The following is a 19,725-nucleotide window of genomic DNA, read 5'->3' as shown; positions in this document are numbered from 1 at the left end:
GGTTCGTGCACCCCACCCGCGACCGGTACCGGGCGTGTGCGCTTGGCAGCCCGGCATCACCCGCAGGCATGACGCGCAGACATCACGCGCACCCTCCGCACTCCGTGCGCCCGTCGGCGTATCCGCGTGCGTCCCTCAGTCGTCACTCATTCCTGGAGTCCCGCGATGGCCACTCCCCTGTCCGACCCCTCGTTGTCCTCCGTGTCACCTTTCAGGACCGTCGCCGTCGTCGGCCTCGGCACGATGGGCACCGGTATCGCCGAGATCCTCGCCCGGGCCGGCCGCGAGGTCGTCGGCATCGACATCAGCGAGGCCGCCGCCGCGCAGGCCGTCGGCGCGCTGGAGTCCTCGACCGCCCGTGCCGTGCGGCGCGGGCGCATCACCGAGCAGGAACGCGACGACACCCTCGCCCGCTTCCGTACCTTCACCGATCTGCGGGCCGCGGCCGACGCCGACCTGGTGATCGAGGTGGCCCCGGAGTCGTACGAGATCAAGCACCAGATCTTCCGGGAGCTGGACGGTGTCGTGCGTCCGGGGACGATCCTGGCGACCGGCACGAACGCCCTGTCCGTCACGCGGCTGGCCGCCGACTCGGCGCACCCCGAACGGGTCCTGGGCCTGCACTTCTTCAACCCGGCGCCCGCGATGAAGCTCGTCGAGGTCGTCTCGTCCGTGCTGACCGCGCCGGGCGCCGTCGCCGCCGTCACCGACCTCGCCCTCGAACTCGGCAAGGAGCCCGTCGCGGTCGGCGACCGCCCCGGTTTCGTCGCCGACGGCCTGCTCTTCGGCTACCTCAACCAGGCCGCCGCGATGTACGAGGCCAAGTACGCCAGCCGCGAGGACATCGACGCCGCGATGCGGCTGGGCTGCGGCCTGCCGATGGGCCCGCTCGCCCTGCTCGACCTGATCGGCGTGGACACCGCGCGTACGGTCCTGGAGGCCATGTACGCGGAGTCGCACGACCGGCTGCACGCGCCGGCGCCGATCCTCAAGCAGCTCAGCCAGGCGGGTCTGACCGGCCGCAAGTCGGGGCGCGGCTTCTACACGTACGACGCCCCGGGCAGCGCGACCGTCGTCCCGGACGCGCTGACTCCGTCCGAGGCGGGGTCCGGGGTCGCCGGGCGGACCGTCCGCTCGGTGGGCGTCGCCGGATCCGGGACGATGGCGTCCGGTATCGCCGAGGTCTTCGCGAAGGCCGGGTACGACGTCGTCCTCGCCGCCCGCACCGAGGAGAAGGCCGAGACCGCGAAGGCCCGTATCGGCAAGTCGCTCTCGCGCTCCGTCGACAAGGGGCGCATGACGGCCGACGCCGCCGCCGCGACCCTGGCACGCATCACCCCGGCAGGCTCGTACGAGGCCTTCGCCGACGTCGACCTGGCGCTGGAGGCCGTCGCCGAGGACCTGGAGATCAAGCAGCAGCTCTTCGCGGTGTTCGACAAGGTCTGCAAGCCGGGCGCGATCCTGGCCACGACGACCTCCTCGCTGCCGGTCGTCGCCTGTGCCCGGGCCACCTCGCGGCCGCAGGACGTGATCGGCATGCACTTCTTCAACCCCGCGCCCGCGATGAAGCTGGTCGAGGTCGTGCGGACGGTCCTGACGGCGGACGACGTGCACGCCACGGTCCGCGAGCTGTGCGCGAAGGTCCGCAAGCACCCGGTGGACTGCGGCGACCGGGCGGGCTTCATCGTCAACGCGCTCCTTTTCCCCTACCTGAACAACGCGATCAAGATGGTTCAGGAGCACTACGCGACGCTCGACGACATCGACGCCGCGATGAAGCTCGGCGGGGGCTACCCGATGGGCCCGTTCGAGCTCCTCGACGTGGTCGGTCTGGATGTCTCGCTGGCCATCGAGAAGGTGCTGCACCGCGAGTTCCGCGACCCGGGGCTGGCCCCGGCGCCGCTCCTGGAGCACCTGGTGGCCGCGGGCTGCCTCGGCCGCAAGACGGGCCGCGGCTTCCGCGAATATGCGCGGCGCTGAGCCGCCGCGCGACGACGGGCCCGGGGACAGGCCCGGCGTGCCCGCCTCCGGACCCGGGGACCGGCCCGGAGGCGGGCCCGTCCCCGACCTCGAACCCCCTCCTGGAACGACACCCGGCCCCGGCCCGGCGGCAGCCGGGGCCGGGGGCCCGGGGCGTGGGTGGCCCGGGGAGCGGGACGGATGGGGCGGGCTACTGGAGGGCGTCGCCGGAGCCGCCCCGGTGCCGGCCCCGGGTGGAGAAAGACCCGGTCGGGAGCGCTCCGGTATGTACATGCAGTACGTTCGGGGCATGTCCCAGCCCGCCAAGTCCTCCCGTACACCAGCCACGACCGACGCGCCGGAGAGCGCCGCGGGCGGTCGCGCCGCGGCGCAGCGGCTCAAGATGCGCCGAGAGCTGGCGGCCGCCGCGATGGAGCTCTTCGCGACGAAGGGGTACGAGGCGACGACGGTCGACGAGATCGCGGCCGCGGCCGGGGTGGCCCGGCGCACCTTCTTCCGGCACTTCCGGTCCAAGGAAGAGGCGATCTTCCCGGACCACGACGACACCCTGATCCGCGCCGAGGCGGTGCTCAACGCCGCTCCGGCGCACGAGCATCCGCTGGACACGGTGTGCCGCGGGATCAAGGAAGTCATGCAGATGTACGCGGCCCGCCCGGAGATCTCGGTCTCGCGCTACAAGCTCACACGCGAGGTGCCGACCCTGCGGGAGGCGGAGATCGCGTCCGTGGCCCGGTACGAGCGGCTGTTCACCCGCTATCTGCTCGGGCACTTCGACGAGCACGCCCACGACGACGACGCCAACGACGACCCGCTGCTCGCGGAGGTCGCCGCGTCGGCCGTGGTCACCGCGCACAACCACGTGCTGCGCAGATGGCTGCGGGCGGGCGCCCAGGGCGATGTCGAGGCCCAGCTGGACCACGCCTTCTCGATCGTCAGGAAGACCTTCGGCACGGGGATAGGCGCCGGGCGGGACACCGCCTCGCACCAGGCGCCCGCGTCCACCGCGTCGGTGGAGGGCGAGGTGCTGGTGACCGTCGCCCGCGTCGACGCGCCCCTGCACCAGGTGATGCGGACCATCGAGCAGGCTCTCAAAGAGCGGTCGTAGAGACCGCGGATCCAGGAAAAGGGCGCCCCCTTCCAGGAGGGGGCGCCCTTTTCTGATCGATCATCGCTCATCTGTTACCGGCAGATGACAAGTGAGAGAAATTGTTGGCACTCGGTGCCTTGCTAGATGACACGCAGTGTCATACGTTGAAGTTGTCCGGGCGGCCGGCGTGCAGAGATCCTTCGTACGCCGGCTGTCCCCGCAAGCCATGGTTTGCGAGCCCGGGCGCCTGCGTCACAGGCAACCTTCCGCGCCACAAAGCGCTGCCGAGCACCACCCTCCGCCGAACCGACGGCACGTCTCACCAGCAGCTACCCACCCCGACGTACCCCTCAGCGTTCTCCCTCGGACGCTCTCGGACGCTCATCGCCGGAGGCAACACCGTGAAGGAAATCCTGGACGCGATCCAGTCGCAGACCGCCACGTCCGCCGACTTCGCCGCGCTACCGCTCCCCGAGTCCTACCGCGCGATCACCGTGCACAAGGACGAGACAGAGATGTTCGCCGGGCTCACCACCCGCGACAAGGACCCGCGCAAGTCGATCCACCTGGACGACGTGCCGGTGCCGGAGCTGGGCCCCGGCGAGGCCCTGGTGGCCGTGATGGCCTCCTCGGTCAACTACAACTCCGTGTGGACCTCGATCTTCGAGCCGGTGTCCACCTTCAGCTTCCTGGAGCGCTACGGCAGGCTCAGCGAGCTGACCAAGCGCCACGACCTGCCGTACCACATCATCGGTTCGGACCTCGCGGGCGTCGTGCTGCGTACCGGCCCGGGCGTGAACGCCTGGCACCCCGGTGACGAGGTCGTCGCGCACTGCCTGTCCGTCGAGCTGGAGTCCAGCGACGGGCACAACGACACCATGCTCGACCCCGAGCAGCGCATCTGGGGCTTCGAGACCAACTTCGGCGGCCTCGCCGAGATCGCGCTCGTGAAGTCCAACCAGCTGATGCCCAAGCCCGACCACCTGTCGTGGGAGGAGGCCGCCGCACCCGGGCTGGTCAACTCCACCGCGTACCGGCAGCTGGTCTCCCGCAACGGCGCCGGCATGAAGCAGGGCGACAACGTCCTCATCTGGGGCGCGAGCGGCGGCCTCGGCTCGTACGCCACCCAGTTCGCGCTGGCCGGCGGCGCCAACCCCATCTGCGTGGTGAGCAGCGCGCAGAAGGCGGACATCTGCCGGGCGATGGGCGCCGAGGCGATCATCGACCGCAACGCCGAGGACTACAAGTTCTGGAAGGACGACCACAACCAGGACCCGAAGGAGTGGAAGCGCTTCGGCAAGCGCATCCGCGAGCTGACCGGCGGCGAGGACGTGGACATCGTCTTCGAGCACCCGGGCCGCGAGACCTTCGGCGCCTCCGTGTACGTCACCCGCAAGGGCGGCACGATCGTCACCTGCGCGTCCACCTCGGGCTACAACCACGAGTACGACAACCGCTACCTGTGGATGTCCCTGAAGCGGATCATCGGCTCGCACTTCGCCAACTACCGCGAGGCCTGGGAGGCCAACCGGCTCATCGCGAAGGGCAAGATCCACCCGACGCTGTCCAAGGTGTACTCGCTGGAGGAGACCGGGCAGGCCGCGTACGACGTGCACCGCAACCTCCACCAGGGCAAGGTCGGAGTCCTGGCGCTGGCGCCCACCGAGGGCCTCGGTGTGCGCGACGAGGACAAGCGCGCCCAGCACGTCGACGCCATCAACCGCTTCCGGAACATCTGAGGTCCGAAGATGACAGAGCGCCAGACGCCGCAGGAGCGACCCGAGAAGGACCGGCCGTGGCTCATGCGGACCTACGCCGGTCACTCCACCGCGGAGGCGTCCAACGAGCTGTACCGGCGCAACCTCGCCAAGGGGCAGACGGGTCTGTCGGTCGCGTTCGACCTGCCGACCCAGACCGGGTACGACCCCGACCACATCCTCGCCCGCGGCGAGGTCGGCCGGGTCGGCGTGCCGGTGTCGCACCTCGGTGACATGCGCCGGCTGTTCCAGGACATCCCCCTGGAGCAGATGAACACCTCGATGACCATCAACGCCACCGCCATGTGGCTGCTGGCGCTCTACCAGGTCGTCGCCGAGGAGCAGGGCGCCGACATCACCAAGCTCCAGGGGACGACCCAGAACGACATCGTGAAGGAGTACCTGTCGCGGGGCACGCATGTGTTCCCGCCGGTGCCCTCCCTCCGTCTGACGACGGACATGATCTGCTACACGGTCAACAACATCCCCAAGTGGAACCCGATCAACATCTGCAGTTACCACTTGCAGGAGGCGGGAGCCACGCCGGTCCAGGAGATCGCGTACGCGATGTCCACCGCGATCGCCGTGCTGGACGCGGTGTTCGCGTCCGGGCAGATCCGCGAGGACCAGAAGGGTGATGTGGTCGCGCGTATCTCCTTCTTCGTGAACGCAGGCGTCCGCTTCGTCGAGGAGATGTGCAAGATGCGGGCGTTCGGCCGTATCTGGGACAGGATCACGCGCGAGCGGTACGGCATCGAGAACCCCAAGCACCGCCGCTTCCGGTACGGGGTCCAGGTCAACTCCCTCGGCCTGACCGAGGCCCAGCCGGAGAACAACATCCAGCGGATCGTGCTGGAGATGCTGGCCGTGACCCTCTCGAAGGACGCACGCGCGCGTGCCGTGCAACTCCCGGCCTGGAACGAGGCGTTGGGGCTCCCCCGCCCCTGGGACCAGCAGTGGTCGCTGCGCATGCAGCAGGTGCTCGCCTACGAGAGCGACCTGCTGGAGTACGCGGACATCTTCGAGGGCTCGCACGTCGTGGAGGCGAAGGTCGCCCAGCTGGTCGAGGACTCGTTCGCCGAGATCGACCGGATCGAGGAGATGGGCGGCGCGATGGCCGCCGTCGAGTCGGGCTATCTGAAGTCGCAGCTCGTGGCGTCGCACGCACAGCGCCGGGCCCGTATCGAGTCCGGCGACGAGAAGATCGTCGGCGTCAACATCTTCGAGGGCACCGAGCCGAACCCGCTCACGGCCGACCTGGACGCCGCGATCATGACGGTCGACCCGGCGGTCGAGGCCCGGGTGAGTGCCGCCCTCCAGGACTGGCGGGACACCCGCTACCAGCCCCCCTTCAACCACCCGCGCCCGTGCAAGGCGCTGGACCGGCTGAAGGAGGCCGCGAAGGGCACCGGCAACCTCATGGAGGCCACCCTTGAGTGCGCCCGCGCCGGGGTCACGACCGGCGAGTGGGCCGGTGCCCTGCGCGAGGTGTTCGGTGAGTTCCGCGCCCCCACCGGCGTGTCGTCCGCGCCCGTCGCGGTGACCGCCGAGGAGGGCACCGCGATGGCGGTGGTCCGCCGCAAGGTGGAGCTGACCGCGCGGGACCTGGGCGTCGGCAAGCTCCGCTTCCTGGTGGGCAAGCCGGGCCTGGACGGGCACTCGAACGGCGCCGAGCAGATCGCCGTACGGGCCCGTGACGCCGGCTTCGAGGTGGTCTACCAGGGCATCCGGCTGACCCCCGAGGAGATCGTGGCGGCGGCCGTCGCCGAGGACGTCCACGGGGTGGGCCTGTCCATCCTGTCGGGCTCGCACGCCCAGCTGGTGCCCGACGTGCTGGAACGGCTGCGCGAGGCGGGCGCCGCCGACATCCCGGTGATCGCCGGCGGGATCATCCCGAACGCCGACGCCGAGGTGCTGAGGGCCGCGGGAGTGGCCGCGGTCTTCACCCCGAAGGACTTCGACATCACGGGAATCATCGGCCGTATCGTCGACGAGATCCGGAAAGCGAACAAGCTCGACCCTCTGGAGGTCCCCGCATGACCAGCCCTGTTCCCCAGGTCAACCGTTTGCGCCCGCGGCGCTCCTGCCTGGCCGTGCCCGGCTCGAACCCCCGCTTCCTGGAGAAGGCGCAGGGCCTGCCCGCCGACCAGGTCTTCCTCGACCTGGAGGACGCCTGCGCGCCGCTCGCCAAGCCGGAGGCGCGGCACACCATCGTCAAGTTCCTCAACGAGGGCGACTGGACGGGCAAGACGCGGGTCGTGCGCGTGAACGACTGGACGACCGAGTGGACGTACCGCGATGTCGTGACGGTCGTCGAGGGCGCGGGGCCCAACCTCGACTGCATCATGCTGCCGAAGGTCCAGGACGCCCAGCAGGTGGTCGCGCTCGACCTGCTGCTGACGCAGATCGAGAAGACCATGGGCTTCGAGGTCGGCAAGATCGGCATCGAGGCGCAGATCGAGAACGCCAAGGGTCTGAACAACGTCAACGAGATCGCGACGGCCTCCCAGCGCGTCGAGACGATCATCTTCGGCCCGGCCGACTTCATGGCGTCGATCAACATGAAGTCGCTGGTCGTGGGCGAGCAGCCGCCCGGCTACCCGGCGGACGCCTACCACTACATCCTGATGAAGATCCTGATGGCGGCCCGCGCCAACAACCTCCAGGCGATCGACGGCCCCTACCTGCAGATCCGCAACGTGGACGGCTACCGCGAGGTCGCCCGACGCGCCGCGGCCCTCGGCTTCGACGGCAAGTGGGTGCTGCACCCGGGCCAGGTCGAGGCGTCGAACGAGATCTTCTCGCCGTCCCAGGAAGATTTCGACCACGCCGAGCTGATCCTGGACGCGTATGACTACTACACGTCCGAGGCGGGCGGCAAGAAGGGCTCCGCGATGATCGGCGACGAGATGATCGACGAGGCCAGCCGCAAGATGGCCCTGGTCATCTCCGGCAAGGGCCGGGCCGCGGGTCTGCAGCGCACGTCCAAGTTCGAAGCGCCCTCCGCCTGACCCGGGCCAGGCAGTTCGGAACACACTGAGAAAACCCTCATCCCCGGGCCCCGCAGGGGCCTGGGGGCATACCAGCCCGGAGGGCGAGACCATGCAGTTCGGCCGTACCTACGAAGAGTTCACCGTCGGCGACGTGTACAAGCACTGGCCCGGGAAGACCGTCACCGAGTACGACGACCACCTCTTCTGTCTGCTCACGATGAACCACCACCCGCTCCACATGGACGCCAACTACGCCGAGAACACGACGGACTTCAAGAAGAACGTCGTGGTGGGGAACTACATCTACTCCCTGCTGCTCGGCATGTCCGTCCCCGACGTGTCGGGCAAGGCGATCGCCAACCTGGAGGTCGAGTCGCTGAAGCACGTCGCGCCGACCTTCCACGGCGACACGATCTACGGCGAGACCACGGTCCTCGACAAGACGCCCTCCCGGTCCAAGAACGACCGCGGGATCGTGTACGTCGAGACCAGGGGCTACAAGCAGGACGGCACGCTGGTCTGCGTGTTCCGCCGCAAGGTGATGGTCCCCACCGAGACGTACATCAAGGAGCGCGGCGGCGAACAGCCCGGCCGCCCGGAGCTGAAGACTCCCGCGGAGAAGGCTCCCGCCGACAAGAAGACGGAGAAGTAGCCATGGCGCGACTCGCCCAGACCGCCGGTCTGACCGACATCCAGCGGGAGATCCTGTCGACCGTACGGGACTTCGTCGACAAGGAGATCATCCCGGTCGCGACCGAGCTGGAGCACCGCGACGAGTACCCGCAGGCGATCGTCGACGGGCTCAAGGAGTTGGGCCTCTTCGGCCTGATGATCCCCGAGGAGTACGGGGGTCTCGGTGAGTCGCTCCTCACCTACGCGCTGTGCGTGGAGGAGATCGCGCGCGGCTGGATGTCGGTGTCCGGCATCATCAACACCCACTTCATCGTGGCCTACATGCTCAAGCAGCACGGCACGCAGGAGCAGAAGGAGTACTTCCTGCCGCGCATGGCGGCGGGCGAGGTGCGCGGCGCGTTCTCCATGTCCGAGCCGGCGCTCGGCTCCGACGTGTCGGCCATCACTTCGAAGGCTGTTAAGGACGGCGACGAGTATGTCCTGAACGGGCAGAAGATGTGGCTCACGAACGGCGGTACGTCGACTCTCGTGGCCGTTCTCGTGAAGAGTGACGAAGGCCACCCCGAGGGGACCGCGCCCCACAAGTCGATGACGACCTTCCTCGTGGAGAAGGAGCCCGGTTTCGGTGAGGTCCGCCCCGGCCTGACCATCCCCGGGAAGATCGACAAGATGGGCTACAAGGGGGTCGACACCACTGAGCTGATCATGGATGGCCTGCGCATTCCGGCCAATCGCGTGCTCGGCGGCACCACCGGCCGAGGTTTTTATCAGATGATGGACGGCGTCGAAGTGGGCCGTGTCAATGTGGCCGCACGTGGTTGCGGTGTCGCTCAGCGTGCGTTTGAGCTGGGCGTTTCCTACGCCCAGCAGCGCCACACCTTCGGCAAGCAGATCGCTCAGCATCAGGCGATCCAGTTCAAACTGGCCGAGATGGCTACCAAGGTCGAGGCCGCCCATGCGATGATGGTCAATGCGGCGCGCAAAAAGGACTCCGGGGAGCGAAACGACCTCGAAGCAGGGATGGCGAAGTACCTCGCCTCCGAGTACTGCAAGGAGGTCGTGGAAGATGCCTTCCGGATCCACGGCGGCTACGGCTTCTCAAAGGAGTACGAGATCGAGCGCCTCTACCGCGAGGCCCCGATGCTGCTCATCGGCGAAGGTACCGCCGAGATCCAGAAAATGATCATCGGACGCAGGCTGCTCGAAGAGTATCGACTCCAGGGTTAGATATACCGATTCGGGGTGTTTTCATCGAGAAGAAGATCACACCCCGTCAGCCCTCTTCGGACACCGACTCGGCTTCCTGGCTTACCCAGTTGTGGCCCGCGACCGGTACGATCCCGGGAAAGCCGCCGTCCCCAGTCACAGCGCGGCATCATCCGCTACGAAGGTCATCCATGCCCCACAGCCAAACCTCTGCACCACGCGACAGCCTGGCCGGCGTACGTCTTGCGCGCGGAGCATCGCCGTGGCTCCTCCCGACCGTCGCCACCGCAGCCCTCAGCCTGGTACGCGCGCGCAAGTCCGGCGCCGCCAAGGCCGTGGCCGTACCCGCCACCGCTCTCGCGGCGGGCATGCTGTGGTTCTTCCGCGACCCCGAGCGCGAGATCACCCAGGGCCGGGTCATCTCGCCCGCCGACGGTGTGGTGCAGAGCATCATGCCGTGGAAGGACGGGCGCACCCGCGTCGCGATCTTCATGAGCCCGCTGAACGTCCATGTCAACCGCGCGCCTCTCGCCGGCACCGTCACCTCGGTCGAGCACATCCCCGGTGGTTTCGTTCCGGCGTTCAACAAGGAGAGCGAGAACAACGAGCGCGTTGTCTGGCACTTCGACACCGAGCTCGGCGACATCGAGATGATCCAGATCGCCGGTGCGGTCGCGCGGCGCATCGTGCCGTACCTGCCGCAGGGCACGAAGGTCGAGCAGGGCGAGCGGATCGGGCTGATCCGCTTCGGCTCACGCGTCGACATCTACCTCCCCGAGGGCGTGGAGGTCGACGTGGAGGTCGGTCAGAAGACCGTGGCGGGGGTGACTCGCATTGACCGTGATTGATCCCGAGACGCAGACCGGCTGGGTGCCGGAGGCCGACGAGCTGGACGACGAGGAGGAGATGCCCCTCTCTCTCCGCCTCTCAATAGCGGACACGCTCACGCTCGGTAACGCGACGTGCGGCTTCATGGCGGTGTACTTCACCACCACCGGGATCCTGATCCCGCACCTCACGGGCAGCCAGGAGACCGGCATGGCGCGGCACAGTGCCGCCACGGCCGTGATCCTGATGCTGTGCGCGGCGGTCTTCGACCTGTTCGACGGTCTGGTCGCCCGCAAGCTGCGCTCGTCCCCGATGGGCGCGGAGCTGGACAACCTCTCGGACCTGATCAGCTTCGGTCTGGCGCCCGCGTACTTCGTGCTCGTCTACGGCATGGTCGCCGACGACGCGCACCAGCGGGTGGCGGCGGTGGGCGGGATCGTGGTCCTGCTGGCGGTCGTGCTGCGGCTGGCGAGATTCTCGTGCGTCACCGTGAAGGACGGCACCTTCCAGGGCATGCCGTCGCCGTTCGGTGCGCTGACAGTCGTCTCGATCGTGCTCCTCGAGCTGCCGTTCGTCGCCACGCTCATGGCGATCATCGGTACGGCGTGGCTGATGGTGAGCCGGGTCGAGTACCCGAAGCCGCGGGGGCGCCTCGCGGGGGCGATGCTCTCCTGGATCGTGCTCAGCATGGCGCTGCTCGCCGCGTGGGCGTTCGACGCGCCCGGTGGGCAGTTGCTGCTCCAGACCGGGTGTGCGCTGCAGCTGGTGATGGGGGCGGTCATTCCCCTCTTCGCCACGGCTCGGCGGGTGAACAACTTCCGGGGTAACCGGCGGGAGGCCCGGGCGGCTCAGCTGCCCTAGTCCCACCTTGTGTGCATGAGAGAGGGCCCCGAACCGTATGTGGTTCGGGGCCCTCTCTCGTACGTCTCACCGTGCGGGTGCGTGGGGGTTGGCCCCGCATCCCCGCGCCCCTGACGGGCCCCGAGGGGCCCCGTCAGGGGGCTGTCAGGCGGTCGGTGTGTATGCCTCCGCCACCGTGGAGGCCGCGGGGTCCTGGACCACCTTCATGCCTCCTGTGACCGACTTGTCGGGCTGCAGGATGACGCTCTCCTTGGAGGAGGACGCCTTGGGGTCGGTGAAGTCCTGCGGGGTGCCGAAGCCCGTGTCCAGGGCGTTGAGGGTCAGCAGGGCCTTGTCCACGCCCTCCCTGGTCAGGTCCTTGGACTCGCAGGCCTTCTTGAGGGCCTCGCCGAACGCCGAGGCGGCCGTCCAGCCGGCCACCACACCGTTGTCCAGGGAGTCCTTCGGGTACGCCTTCTTGTAGTCGGCGACCAGCTTCTTGGCGCCCGGGGTGTCCGCGCCGATCGGGAGCGAGGGCGAGGCCACCCAGTAGTTCTTCTCCAGGGCCGGACCCGCCTGGGTGGCCAGGAGCTGCGGGGCGAAGGCCGAGTTGTTGCCGATGATCGGGACGTCGAAGCCGCCGGCCGCGGCGACACCGACCAGGGAGGCCGCCTGGCGGGGGCCCGCGCTGAGCACGACGGCCTTGACACCGGCCTTCTTGAGGGCGGCGACCTGCGCGGTCATGTCGTTGTCGGTCGGCTTGATCTTCTGCTCGACGACGGTCAGTCCGGCCTCCTTCGCGATGTGCTTGGAGCCGGCCAGCGCGCTCTCGCCGTAGTCGCCCTCGAAGTAGACGTGCCCGAGCTTGTCGCCCTTCTTGAGGCCCTTCTCCTTCATCAGGAAGTCGACGGCGTTGATCGTCTCGATGTCGTACGTGGACCCGATGACCCGGATGTAGGGGCTGCCGAGCAGCGCGGACGACCAGGCCTGCGGCAGGACGAGGGCCTTGTCCTGGCCGTCGATGCGCTGCTCGACGGCGGCGACGAACGGCGAGCCGATGAACTGGGCGAAGCCGAGCACCTTGGGCGCCAGCTCCGTGTACGTGGAGACGGCCTTCTGCGGGTCGTAGCCGTGGTCGCGGACGGTCAGCTCGACCTTGTAGCCGCATACGCCCCCGTCGGCGTTCAGCTGCTTCACATAGAGCTGCTGGGCCTGGGTGACGCTCTTGCCGAGGGTCGCGTAGACCCCCGTCATGTCGGTGAGGGCGCCCAGCGCGATGGTCTTGCCGGAGATGCCCTTGTCGGTCTTCACCTCTCCCGCGGCGGTGTCGCTCTTGTTGTCGTCGTCCTTGGCCTTGGAGCTGCAGCCGGACAGCAGCAGCAGCGCCGCGACCGCCCCGGCGGCCACCCTGGTCGTGCGGGTCGTGTTCATCGTGCTCATCGTTCCTCCCCTGGATCGGTCTTGAAGCGTCGTCCGGCGGCCACCCTGACCAGGCCGCCGGGAAGGAAGAGCACCACCACGACAATGGCGGCGCCGTAGAGGTACCGGGATGCCTCCCCCGGTGCGATCCCGCCCGTACCGGGGGCGGAGACCAGGGGCAGCGCATCGCTGTAGCGGGTCAGCAGCTGTGGCAGCACGGAGACGAACACCGCGCCGATCACCGCCCCCGAGACCGAGCCGAGCCCGCCGATGACGATCATGGCGAGGTATTCGAGCGACAGCGTGATGCCGAAGTAGTCCGGCACCGTCCGCTGGAAGACCAGGGCGAGCAGCACGCCCGCGAGGCCCGCGTACATCGAGGACAGGACGAAGACGGCGGCCCGGTAGCGGGCCACGGGGACGCCCATGACACCGGCCGCGATGCGGTGGTCGCGGATCGCGTTCATGGCGCGTCCGGGGCGCCCGCGCAGCACCCCGCGGGCGAAGAGCGCGCCGCCGAGGAGCAGGACGAGTGCCACGTACCAGAGCTTCTCCGCGGAGCCGAACGGGACGTTGGCGACCAGGAGCTCACTGTCGTCGAAGGTCAGCCCGAACAGGCTCAGGGGCGGTACGTCACGGCCGTTGAAGCCGCCGGTGAGGTCCTTGGCGTTGAACAGCACGTGCTGGCCGATGAAGATCAGCGCGAGCGTGGCGATACCCAGGTAGGCGCCCCGCAGGCGGCCCGCGATGGGGCTGAAGAGGCCGCCTGCCAGGCCCGCGACCAGGACGGCGAGGACGGCCGCGAGCCAGGTCGGCAGGCCGAGGCCGGTCAGCCCGTCGCCGCCGTCCGCGGCGAACACGCAGTAGCCGTACGCGCCGACCGCGAGGAAGAAGGCGTGGCCCATGGAGAGCTGGCCGGTGGAGCCGGTGAGCAGGTTGAGCCCGATCGCGCCGATCGCCGCGGCCATCGCGAACAGGCCGGCCTGGAGCCAGAACCGGTCCAGGTACAAGGGCAGGACGAGCAGCAGGAGGGCGCCGGCGGCCCACACGTACGGGCGCTTGCGGGTGGTGAGCCGCAGGGGCCGGCGGGCGGGGGTCCCGGAGGCGGGCGCTTCGGAAACCGGTACTTCGGAGACGGGTGTCTCAGACACGGGCCAGCTCCTTCGTGCCGAACAGCCCGGCGGGCCGGATGAGCAGGATCACGGTCATCACGAGGTAGGGGGCGACATCGCCCAGTCCTCGCCCCAGGAACGACAGTTCGCTCTGGTAGCCGGTCGCGAGGGATTCCGTGACGCCGACGATCAGACCGCCGACGAGTGCTCCGGTGGTGGAGTCGAGGCCGCCGAGGATCGCGGCGGGGAAGGCCTTGAGTGCGGCGAGCGAGGTGGCCCGCTCCAGGCCCGGGGTGGGGAAGACGGTCAGGAACAGGGCGGCCACGGCGGCGAGCCCTCCCGCGACCGCCCAGGCCCCGAGCGACACCCTGCCGAGGCGTACGCCCATCAGCGCGGCCGTCTCCGTGCTCTCGGCGGCGGCCCGCATCGCCACCCCCCAGGAGGTGTACCGGAAGGTGAGCAGGAAGGCCGTGATGAGCAGGCCCGCCGTGACGAAGGCCGCGATGCGCGTGTGGGCCAGCGAGATGGAGCCGATGGTGAGCACGTCGTCGCCCCACGGGTCGCCGAGCGGCAGCACGTCGGTGCCGATCCGGCGGGTGAGTTCCGTGGTGAGCAGGATGTCCACACCGATGGTGACGATGGCGAGGACGCTGTGGTCGGAGCCCCGGTAGCGGCGCATCACGAGGAACTCGACGGCCGCCCCGACCAGCGCGGCCCCGGCGATCCCGGCCAGCAGCGCGGGCCAGAAGCCGATGTCGTCGTGGAGGACCGCGGTGATGTACCCGCCGGCCAGCAGCAGGGACGCGTGGGCGAAGTTGACGACCTCGGTGGCCCGGAAGATGACCACGAAGCCGAGGGCGATGAGGGCGTAGACCGACCCCATCGAGAGCCCGTTGAGGAGGAGTTCGGCGAAGGTGCTCACGACGTGGTCTCCTCTTTCCCGGAGCGCCCGGCCCCTTCGGGTTCCTCGGAGCGCTCCCCCAGATAGGCGCGTACGACCGCCGGATCGTTCTGTACGTCGGCGGGGGCGCCGTCCGCGATGCGGCGCCCGAAGTCGAGTACGGTCACCGCGTCGGCGAGCCGCATCACCACCCCCATGTCGTGTTCGACCAGGACGATCGAGATGCCGAGGCTGTCGCGGACGCCCGCGATCACGGCGGAGGTGCGGATCCGCTCGTCCGCGGTCATGCCCGCGACCGGCTCGTCCAGGAGCAGCAGCCGGGGCTCCATGCACAGGGCGCGGGCGAGTTCGGCGAGCTTCTGCTGGCCGTACGGCAGGGAGCCCGCCGGTCGGCCCAGACAGGACGAGATGCCGACGAACTCGGCGATCTCCCGGACGCGTTCACGGTGACGGCGCTCCTCACGGGCCGCTGCGGGCAGCTTCAGTCCCGCGGCGAGGAAGCCGGTGCGGGTCAGCCGGTGGCGGCCCAGCAGGAGGCTGTCCTCGACCGTGGCGAGCGGCGGCAGGGCGAGGTTCTGGAAGATCCGGGCGACGCCCAGATCGGCGATGCGGTGCGGCGGCAGACCGGTCAGTTCGTGCTCGCCGAAGCGGACACTGCCCGAGGTGGCGCGGTAGACGCCGGACAGCACGTTGAAGCAGGTGGACTTGCCGGCTCCGTTGGGGCCGATGAGGGCGTGGACGGTGCCGGGGCGCACGGTGAAGTTCACGGCGTCCAGGGCGGTCAGACCGGCGAAGCGCACGGTCAGGTCCCGGACCTCCAGCGGTGGTACGTCCGTGTCGGCCCCGGGGCCGGGTGCGGTGGGCTGTGGTGGCGCGTCGTTCGTCATGGTGAGGTGCTCACCCCTTCCATCGGGTCAGCGCCGGGTGCGAGGCGCGGGCCCGCTCGGCGTCGGCCGCCGCGTCCTCGTCGACCACGCCCAGGTAGCGGCGGCGCACCTCGTCGGAGGCCGCCAGTTCGTCCGCGGGCCCCGACAGGGTGACCTCGCCGACCTCCAGGACGTACGCGCGGGTGGCGAGGCGCAGGGCCAGGGCGGCGTTCTGTTCGACGAGCAGGATCGAGGTGCCCTGGGTGTTGATCTCCCGGATCGTCTCGGCGATCCGTGCCGCCATCAACGGGGCGAGTCCCAGGGACGGTTCGTCCAGGAGCAGCATCCGCGGGGCGGCCATCAGGGCGCGGCCGACCGCGAGCATCTGCTGTTCCCCGCCGGACAGCAGACCGGCGTGCTGCTGGGCGCGGTCGGCGAGGACGGGGAACAGTTCGTGGACGCGGCGCAGGGCGGCGGCCCGCTCCGCGCGGCCGCCGGTGGCGCCGAGCGCCCCGGCGCGCAGGTTGTCGGCGACGGTCATCCGGGCGAACACCCGGCGCCCTTCCGGGATCTGGGAGATCCCGGCGGCCACCACCCGGTCCGGTGGAAGTCCGTCGAGCGGGCGGCCGTCGAACTCGGCCGTTCCGCCGGTGACCGCGCCGCCGTGGAAGGACAGGGTCCGGCAGATGGCCCGCAGCAGGGTCGTCTTGCCCGCGCCGTTGCCGCCGAGGACCGTGACCACGGCTCCCTCCGGCACTTCGAGGGACACCTGACGCAGTGCTCGTACCGGACCGTATCCGACCGACAGGTCCCGTACGGCCAGCCCCGAACCACCCATGGCATTCCCCCTGTCATCGCGCTCTCGCTCGTCGTGCACCCGGTGTGTTCACAGCCGGTGTGGCGCTCACCACAGCACCGGCCGGGGCGTGCGTCCACGGGGCGCGGGCGAATCGCTGCGGGTGACCAGCGGGTGCGGTCAGGCGTTGTGCGCGCGCACAACACCGCGTGTCAGGGGCCTGTGCGGGGTGGCCCACAGGTGGCATCCTCCGGCCATGGGAGCCCGCAGAAGGCGTACCGGTCATGACTGGAAGCTGCTCGCCGCATCGTGCACGGCACTGCTGGAGCGGCTGCCGGAGTTGGTCGACGAGCACATGCGGCAACTGGCCGAACACTCCCCCGTCTACGGGGAGTTCCTGCCGTACGACCAGCAGTGGCGGGAGGCCGAGGAGGCGATGCGGATCGGGATCGAGACGATCTCCGCGCCCCGGGACTCGCCCCGCCGCGATCTGCGGTACGCGGAGGACGCGGGCCGGCGCCGGGCCCAGCAGGGCCTGCCGCTGGAGCTGCTGGTCCACGCCTACCGTTCCGCCGGCTATCTGGTCTGGGACGCGCTGCTGGAGGCGGCGACGGGCAAGGAGCCGGAGCGTCTCACCGTGCTGATGCGGTCGGCGACCATGGTGTGGTCCGCCGTGGACGCGCAGGCCGCGGCGGCGACCGAGGCGTATCTGGCGACCGAGATGGAGCTTCGGCGGCGTACCGACGAACGGCTCCAGGCGCTGCTCGACGCGCTCCTGGAGGGCCAGGAGGCGCCCGGGCTGGCCGCGCGGGCCGCCGCCGGCCTGGACCTGCCCGAACGGGGTCCGTACGCCGTGGTCGTGCTGCGCTCGGAGCGGCGGGAGCCGTTGCGGCGGCCCGTGGAGGGGGCGGGGCTGCGGTTCGTCTGGCGGATGCGGGCGGACTGCGAGGTCGGGGTGGTCGCCCTCGGGGCCGGGCAGGGCCTCGACGGGGTCGCCCGGGCACTCGACGGGCGCTGCTCAGGTCCCGGCGGGATCAGTCCCGTGGTCGCCGGGCTCGCCGAGCTGGGGCGGGCGCGGCGGCTCGCCGAGCTGGCGCTGCGTACGTGTCCGCCGGACGCGAGTGCCGTCGTGCGGCTCGATCAGCGGATGCCGACCGCGCTCGTCGTCAGCCAGCCGGAGTTGGCGTCGCGGCTGGTGTCGGACGTCTTCGGTTCCCTGCTGGAACTCGAACCGCCTGATCGGGCCGTGCTGTTGGAGACGCTTGACGCGTGGCTGAGTTGTGAGGGGTCCGCGGGGCGGGCGGCCGGGCGGCTGTACTGCCATCGGAACACTGTGTTCAACCGTCTGCGGCGGTTGGAGCAGCTGACGTCGCGGTCGTTGGCGCGGCCGCGGGACCTGATCGAGATGACGCTGGCACTCGACGCGTATCGGTTGGCGGGGGCCACGGGGGTGGGGTAGGGACGTTTCCTCGCCCCCGCCGCCCCTACCCTTCCCGTCACGTACTCGGGGGCTCCGCCCCCGAACCCCCGCTCCTCAAACGCCGGAGGGGCTAACTACCAGCCCGTCCGGCGTTTGAGGACAACGGGGGCGAGGGGGCAGCCCTCATGCGGGACGGGACGGGTAGGGGCGGCGGGGGCGAGAAGAGCTGTCAGGTCAGGAAGTCGTGGGCTATGCGTTCCGCGAGTTCCTCCAGGATGGGGCCCGCTTCCGCGATGCACCGGCCCACATCGGGCTCGACATCCGTGAGCGGATACACCCGCCGGATCCCCGCCCGCCCCAGCGCCTCAGGAGCGAGCGCCAACCGCCCACACACGGCGATGACCTCCTTGCCCGCGGCCCGCGCAGCCGCCGCGACCCCGGCGGGAGCCTTCCCGTGGAGGGTCTGCTCGTCCAGCGACCCCTCCCCGGTGATCACGAGCGTCGCCCGCTCCAGCGCGGGCCCGAACCCGAGCACGTCGAGCATGACCTCGATACCGGGCCGGAAGCTCGCCCCCAGCCCCACGAGGGCCCCGTACCCGATGCCACCGGCGGCCCCCGCCCCCGGCGCGACGGCGTACTCCGCGGCCCGTCCCCCGATCGACTTCTCCAGGATCGCGGCGAAGTGGGCGAGCCCCGCGTCGAGCACCGCGACATCGTCCGGGGAGGCGCCCTTCTGCGGCCCGTACACCGCCGGTGCGCCCTTCGGCCCGGTCAGCGGATTGTCCACGTCGCTGGCGAGGACCACGTCGACGGTGGCGAGGCGCGGGTCGAGGCCGGTCAGGTCCGCCGTGGCCAGCTGCCCGAGGGAGCCGCCGCCGGGCGGCACCGGCTCGCCGTCCTCGTCGAGGAACCGGGCTCCGAGCGCGGCCAGCATCCCGGCCCCGCCGTCGGTGGTCGCGCTGCCGCCGACGCCGAAGACGATCGTCCGCGCCCCGGCGTCGAGCGCGGCCCGCAGCAGTTCCCCGGACCCGTACGTGGACGACGTGAGCGGCGCGAAGGTCCCGGCGGGCAGCCGCTGCAGCCCGCTGGCCTCGGCCATCTCCACGACCGCGGTTCCGTCGCGCAGCGCGAACGCGGCGATGACCTCGTCACCGAGCGGCCCCGCGACCCGTACCTCGTGCCGTTCGAACCCCGCGGCGACCGCCGCGGCGACGGTGCCGTCGCCGCCGTCGGCCACCGGGAGCGACTCGATCTCGACCTGGGGCGCGATCCGGTGCAGTCCCGCCGTGACCCGCTCGGCCACCTGCACGGCCGTGAGCGAGCCCTTGAACTTGTCCGCGGCGATGAGTACGCGCTGGATCTGGCTACCGGTCCGGTTCACTGCAGCGTCCGCCACCTTGTGTTCCCCTTGCTCTTCAGGCCTTGCGCATGTCAAGGCAGTCGCGCCGCTGCGACCCTAACCGCAGGAGGGGGCCGCTGCCCAGGGCGGTTCTCAGGACCCGGACAGCGGCGGATCAGGCTTCAGGGGGCGGGGCAGGGCTGCGGCGGGTCAGCCTGCGTCGGTGCCGCGCGAGTCGTACAGCTGGTGCGTCAGCGTTCCCTCGTGCCCGAACGGGATGCTGATGTGCTCCAGCACATCCTCCAGCGCGTCGACGTCCCCGGTCCGCACCCCGACGTCCCCGGTCTTGACCAGAGGGTCCGCGGGGGCGGCCGCCTGTGCGGTCGCGGCGCAGGTACCGGACAGGACGGCGGCGACCGCGACGGCACCCGCCGCGAGGACCCTCGTACGACTCAACGCATTCATCGGACTCCCAAGGCGCAATACGAATAAAACCTGACGACCTTCTCATGTGGTGCGGTGCCGTACGCATGCAGAACAGCTGAGAA

The 19,725-nt window shown here is 70.1% G+C and carries 17 protein-coding genes; 10 read left to right on the top strand and 7 right to left on the bottom strand.

The features are described from left to right. Positions 1-165 precede the first annotated feature (165 nt). From IE278_RS23665 to pssA, 9 genes are all read left to right on the top strand, one after another. Positions 166-1,980, top strand: a complete 1,815-nt coding sequence (locus IE278_RS23665) for a 3-hydroxyacyl-CoA dehydrogenase family protein (protein ID WP_189775257.1) — start codon at positions 166-168, stop codon at positions 1,978-1,980. Positions 1,981-2,269: 289 nt separating this feature from the next. Further along, on the top strand, positions 2,270-3,085 hold the full coding sequence (locus tag IE278_RS23660; RefSeq protein WP_189775256.1) for a TetR family transcriptional regulator: 816 nt from the start codon (positions 2,270-2,272) through the stop codon (positions 3,083-3,085). A 383-nt stretch (positions 3,086-3,468) separates the two neighbouring features. Next, positions 3,469-4,806, top strand: coding sequence for a crotonyl-CoA carboxylase/reductase (gene ccrA / locus IE278_RS23655; RefSeq protein WP_189775255.1), 1,338 nt, complete (start codon positions 3,469-3,471; stop codon positions 4,804-4,806). A gap of 9 nt (positions 4,807-4,815) precedes the next feature. After that, a complete protein-coding gene (locus tag IE278_RS23650; protein WP_189775254.1) occupies positions 4,816-6,864 on the top strand; it encodes an ethylmalonyl-CoA mutase in 2,049 nt (682 codons plus the stop codon). Further along, a complete protein-coding gene (locus IE278_RS23645) occupies positions 6,861-7,835 on the top strand; it encodes an HpcH/HpaI aldolase/citrate lyase family protein (RefSeq protein ID WP_189775253.1) in 975 nt (324 codons plus the stop codon). Before IE278_RS23650 ends, IE278_RS23645 begins: the two co-directional genes overlap by 4 nt. Before the next feature lie 91 nt (positions 7,836-7,926). Beyond that, positions 7,927-8,469, top strand: coding sequence for a MaoC family dehydratase (locus IE278_RS23640; RefSeq protein WP_189775252.1), 543 nt, complete (start codon positions 7,927-7,929; stop codon positions 8,467-8,469). A 2-nt stretch (positions 8,470-8,471) separates the two neighbouring features. Beyond that, positions 8,472-9,677, top strand: coding sequence for an acyl-CoA dehydrogenase family protein (locus IE278_RS23635; RefSeq protein ID WP_189775251.1), 1,206 nt, complete (start codon positions 8,472-8,474; stop codon positions 9,675-9,677). A gap of 170 nt (positions 9,678-9,847) precedes the next feature. Next, complete coding sequence (locus IE278_RS23630) at positions 9,848-10,504, top strand: phosphatidylserine decarboxylase (protein WP_189775250.1); 657 nt, start codon at positions 9,848-9,850, stop codon at positions 10,502-10,504. A 22-nt stretch (positions 10,505-10,526) separates the two neighbouring features. Further along, positions 10,527-11,345 carry a CDP-diacylglycerol--serine O-phosphatidyltransferase gene (pssA, locus tag IE278_RS23625; RefSeq protein WP_189775345.1) on the top strand — a complete coding sequence of 273 codons (819 nt, stop codon included), beginning with the start codon at positions 10,527-10,529 and terminating at the stop codon, positions 11,343-11,345. Between the two features lie 144 nt (positions 11,346-11,489). Here pssA and IE278_RS23620 read toward each other — a convergent pair whose 3' ends face one another. From IE278_RS23620 to IE278_RS23600, 5 genes are read right to left on the bottom strand one after another with little or no spacing between them, the layout of a single operon-like run. Beyond that, a complete protein-coding gene (locus tag IE278_RS23620; RefSeq protein ID WP_246570551.1) occupies positions 11,490-12,764 on the bottom strand; it encodes an ABC transporter substrate-binding protein in 1,275 nt (424 codons plus the stop codon). After that, positions 12,761-13,894, bottom strand: a complete 1,134-nt coding sequence (locus IE278_RS23615) for a branched-chain amino acid ABC transporter permease (protein WP_189775249.1) — start codon at positions 13,892-13,894, stop codon at positions 12,761-12,763. Before IE278_RS23615 ends, IE278_RS23620 begins: the two co-directional genes overlap by 4 nt. Beyond that, on the bottom strand, positions 13,887-14,777 hold the full coding sequence (locus IE278_RS23610) for a branched-chain amino acid ABC transporter permease (RefSeq protein WP_189775248.1): 891 nt from the start codon (positions 14,775-14,777) through the stop codon (positions 13,887-13,889). The genes IE278_RS23615 and IE278_RS23610 overlap by 8 nt, the downstream gene beginning before the upstream one ends. Further along, positions 14,774-15,643 (bottom strand): ABC transporter ATP-binding protein, encoded by an 870-nt coding sequence (locus IE278_RS23605; RefSeq protein WP_246570550.1) that lies wholly within the window; start codon positions 15,641-15,643, stop codon positions 14,774-14,776. Before IE278_RS23605 ends, IE278_RS23610 begins: the two co-directional genes overlap by 4 nt. A gap of 10 nt (positions 15,644-15,653) precedes the next feature. Continuing rightward, entirely contained in the window at positions 15,654-16,460 is an 807-nt protein-coding gene (locus IE278_RS23600; RefSeq protein ID WP_189775247.1) for an ABC transporter ATP-binding protein, read from the bottom strand. A 214-nt stretch (positions 16,461-16,674) separates the two neighbouring features. Here IE278_RS23600 and IE278_RS23595 point away from each other — a divergent pair, with 214 nt between their 5' ends. Beyond that, entirely contained in the window at positions 16,675-17,877 is a 1,203-nt protein-coding gene (locus IE278_RS23595; protein ID WP_189775246.1) for a PucR family transcriptional regulator, read from the top strand. A 190-nt stretch (positions 17,878-18,067) separates the two neighbouring features. Here the strand turns inward: IE278_RS23595 and IE278_RS23590 are convergent, their stop codons facing one another. Continuing rightward, the gene (locus tag IE278_RS23590) at positions 18,068-19,234 is read right to left on the bottom strand and encodes a glycerate kinase (RefSeq protein ID WP_189775245.1); all 1,167 of its coding nucleotides are present in this window, start codon (positions 19,232-19,234) and stop codon (positions 18,068-18,070) included. Between the two features lie 153 nt (positions 19,235-19,387). After that, a complete protein-coding gene (locus IE278_RS23585) occupies positions 19,388-19,633 on the bottom strand; it encodes a hypothetical protein (protein ID WP_189775244.1) in 246 nt (81 codons plus the stop codon). Positions 19,634-19,725: the final 92 nt, after the last annotated feature.

Origin of the sequence: Streptomyces tauricus (genome assembly GCF_014650955.1) — a bacterium.
Classification (GTDB): domain Bacteria; phylum Actinomycetota; class Actinomycetes; order Streptomycetales; family Streptomycetaceae; genus Streptomyces; species Streptomyces tauricus.
This window is presented reverse-complemented; position numbering and strand designations above follow the sequence as displayed.

Bases quoted from the DNA above. Each gene is read 5' to 3' on its own strand.
- IE278_RS23660 (WP_189775256.1), top strand. From the start codon at position 2,270: ATGTCCCAGCCCGCCAAGTCCTCCCGTACACCAGCCACGACCGACGCG.
- IE278_RS23635 (WP_189775251.1), top strand. From the start codon at position 8,472: ATGGCGCGACTCGCCCAGACCGCCGGTCTGACCGACATCCAGCGGGAG.
- IE278_RS23650 (WP_189775254.1), top strand. From the start codon at position 4,816: ATGACAGAGCGCCAGACGCCGCAGGAGCGACCCGAGAAGGACCGGCCG.
- IE278_RS23640 (WP_189775252.1), top strand. From the start codon at position 7,927: ATGCAGTTCGGCCGTACCTACGAAGAGTTCACCGTCGGCGACGTGTAC.
- IE278_RS23620 (WP_246570551.1), bottom strand. From the start codon at position 12,764: ATGAGCACGATGAACACGACCCGCACGACCAGGGTGGCCGCCGGGGCG.
- IE278_RS23595 (WP_189775246.1), top strand. From the start codon at position 16,675: ATGGGAGCCCGCAGAAGGCGTACCGGTCATGACTGGAAGCTGCTCGCC.
- IE278_RS23645 (WP_189775253.1), top strand. From the start codon at position 6,861: ATGACCAGCCCTGTTCCCCAGGTCAACCGTTTGCGCCCGCGGCGCTCC.
- IE278_RS23605 (WP_246570550.1), bottom strand. From the start codon at position 15,643: ATGACGAACGACGCGCCACCACAGCCCACCGCACCCGGCCCCGGGGCC.
- IE278_RS23665 (WP_189775257.1), top strand. From the start codon at position 166: ATGGCCACTCCCCTGTCCGACCCCTCGTTGTCCTCCGTGTCACCTTTC.
- IE278_RS23630 (WP_189775250.1), top strand. From the start codon at position 9,848: ATGCCCCACAGCCAAACCTCTGCACCACGCGACAGCCTGGCCGGCGTA.
- IE278_RS23600 (WP_189775247.1), bottom strand. From the start codon at position 16,460: ATGGGTGGTTCGGGGCTGGCCGTACGGGACCTGTCGGTCGGATACGGT.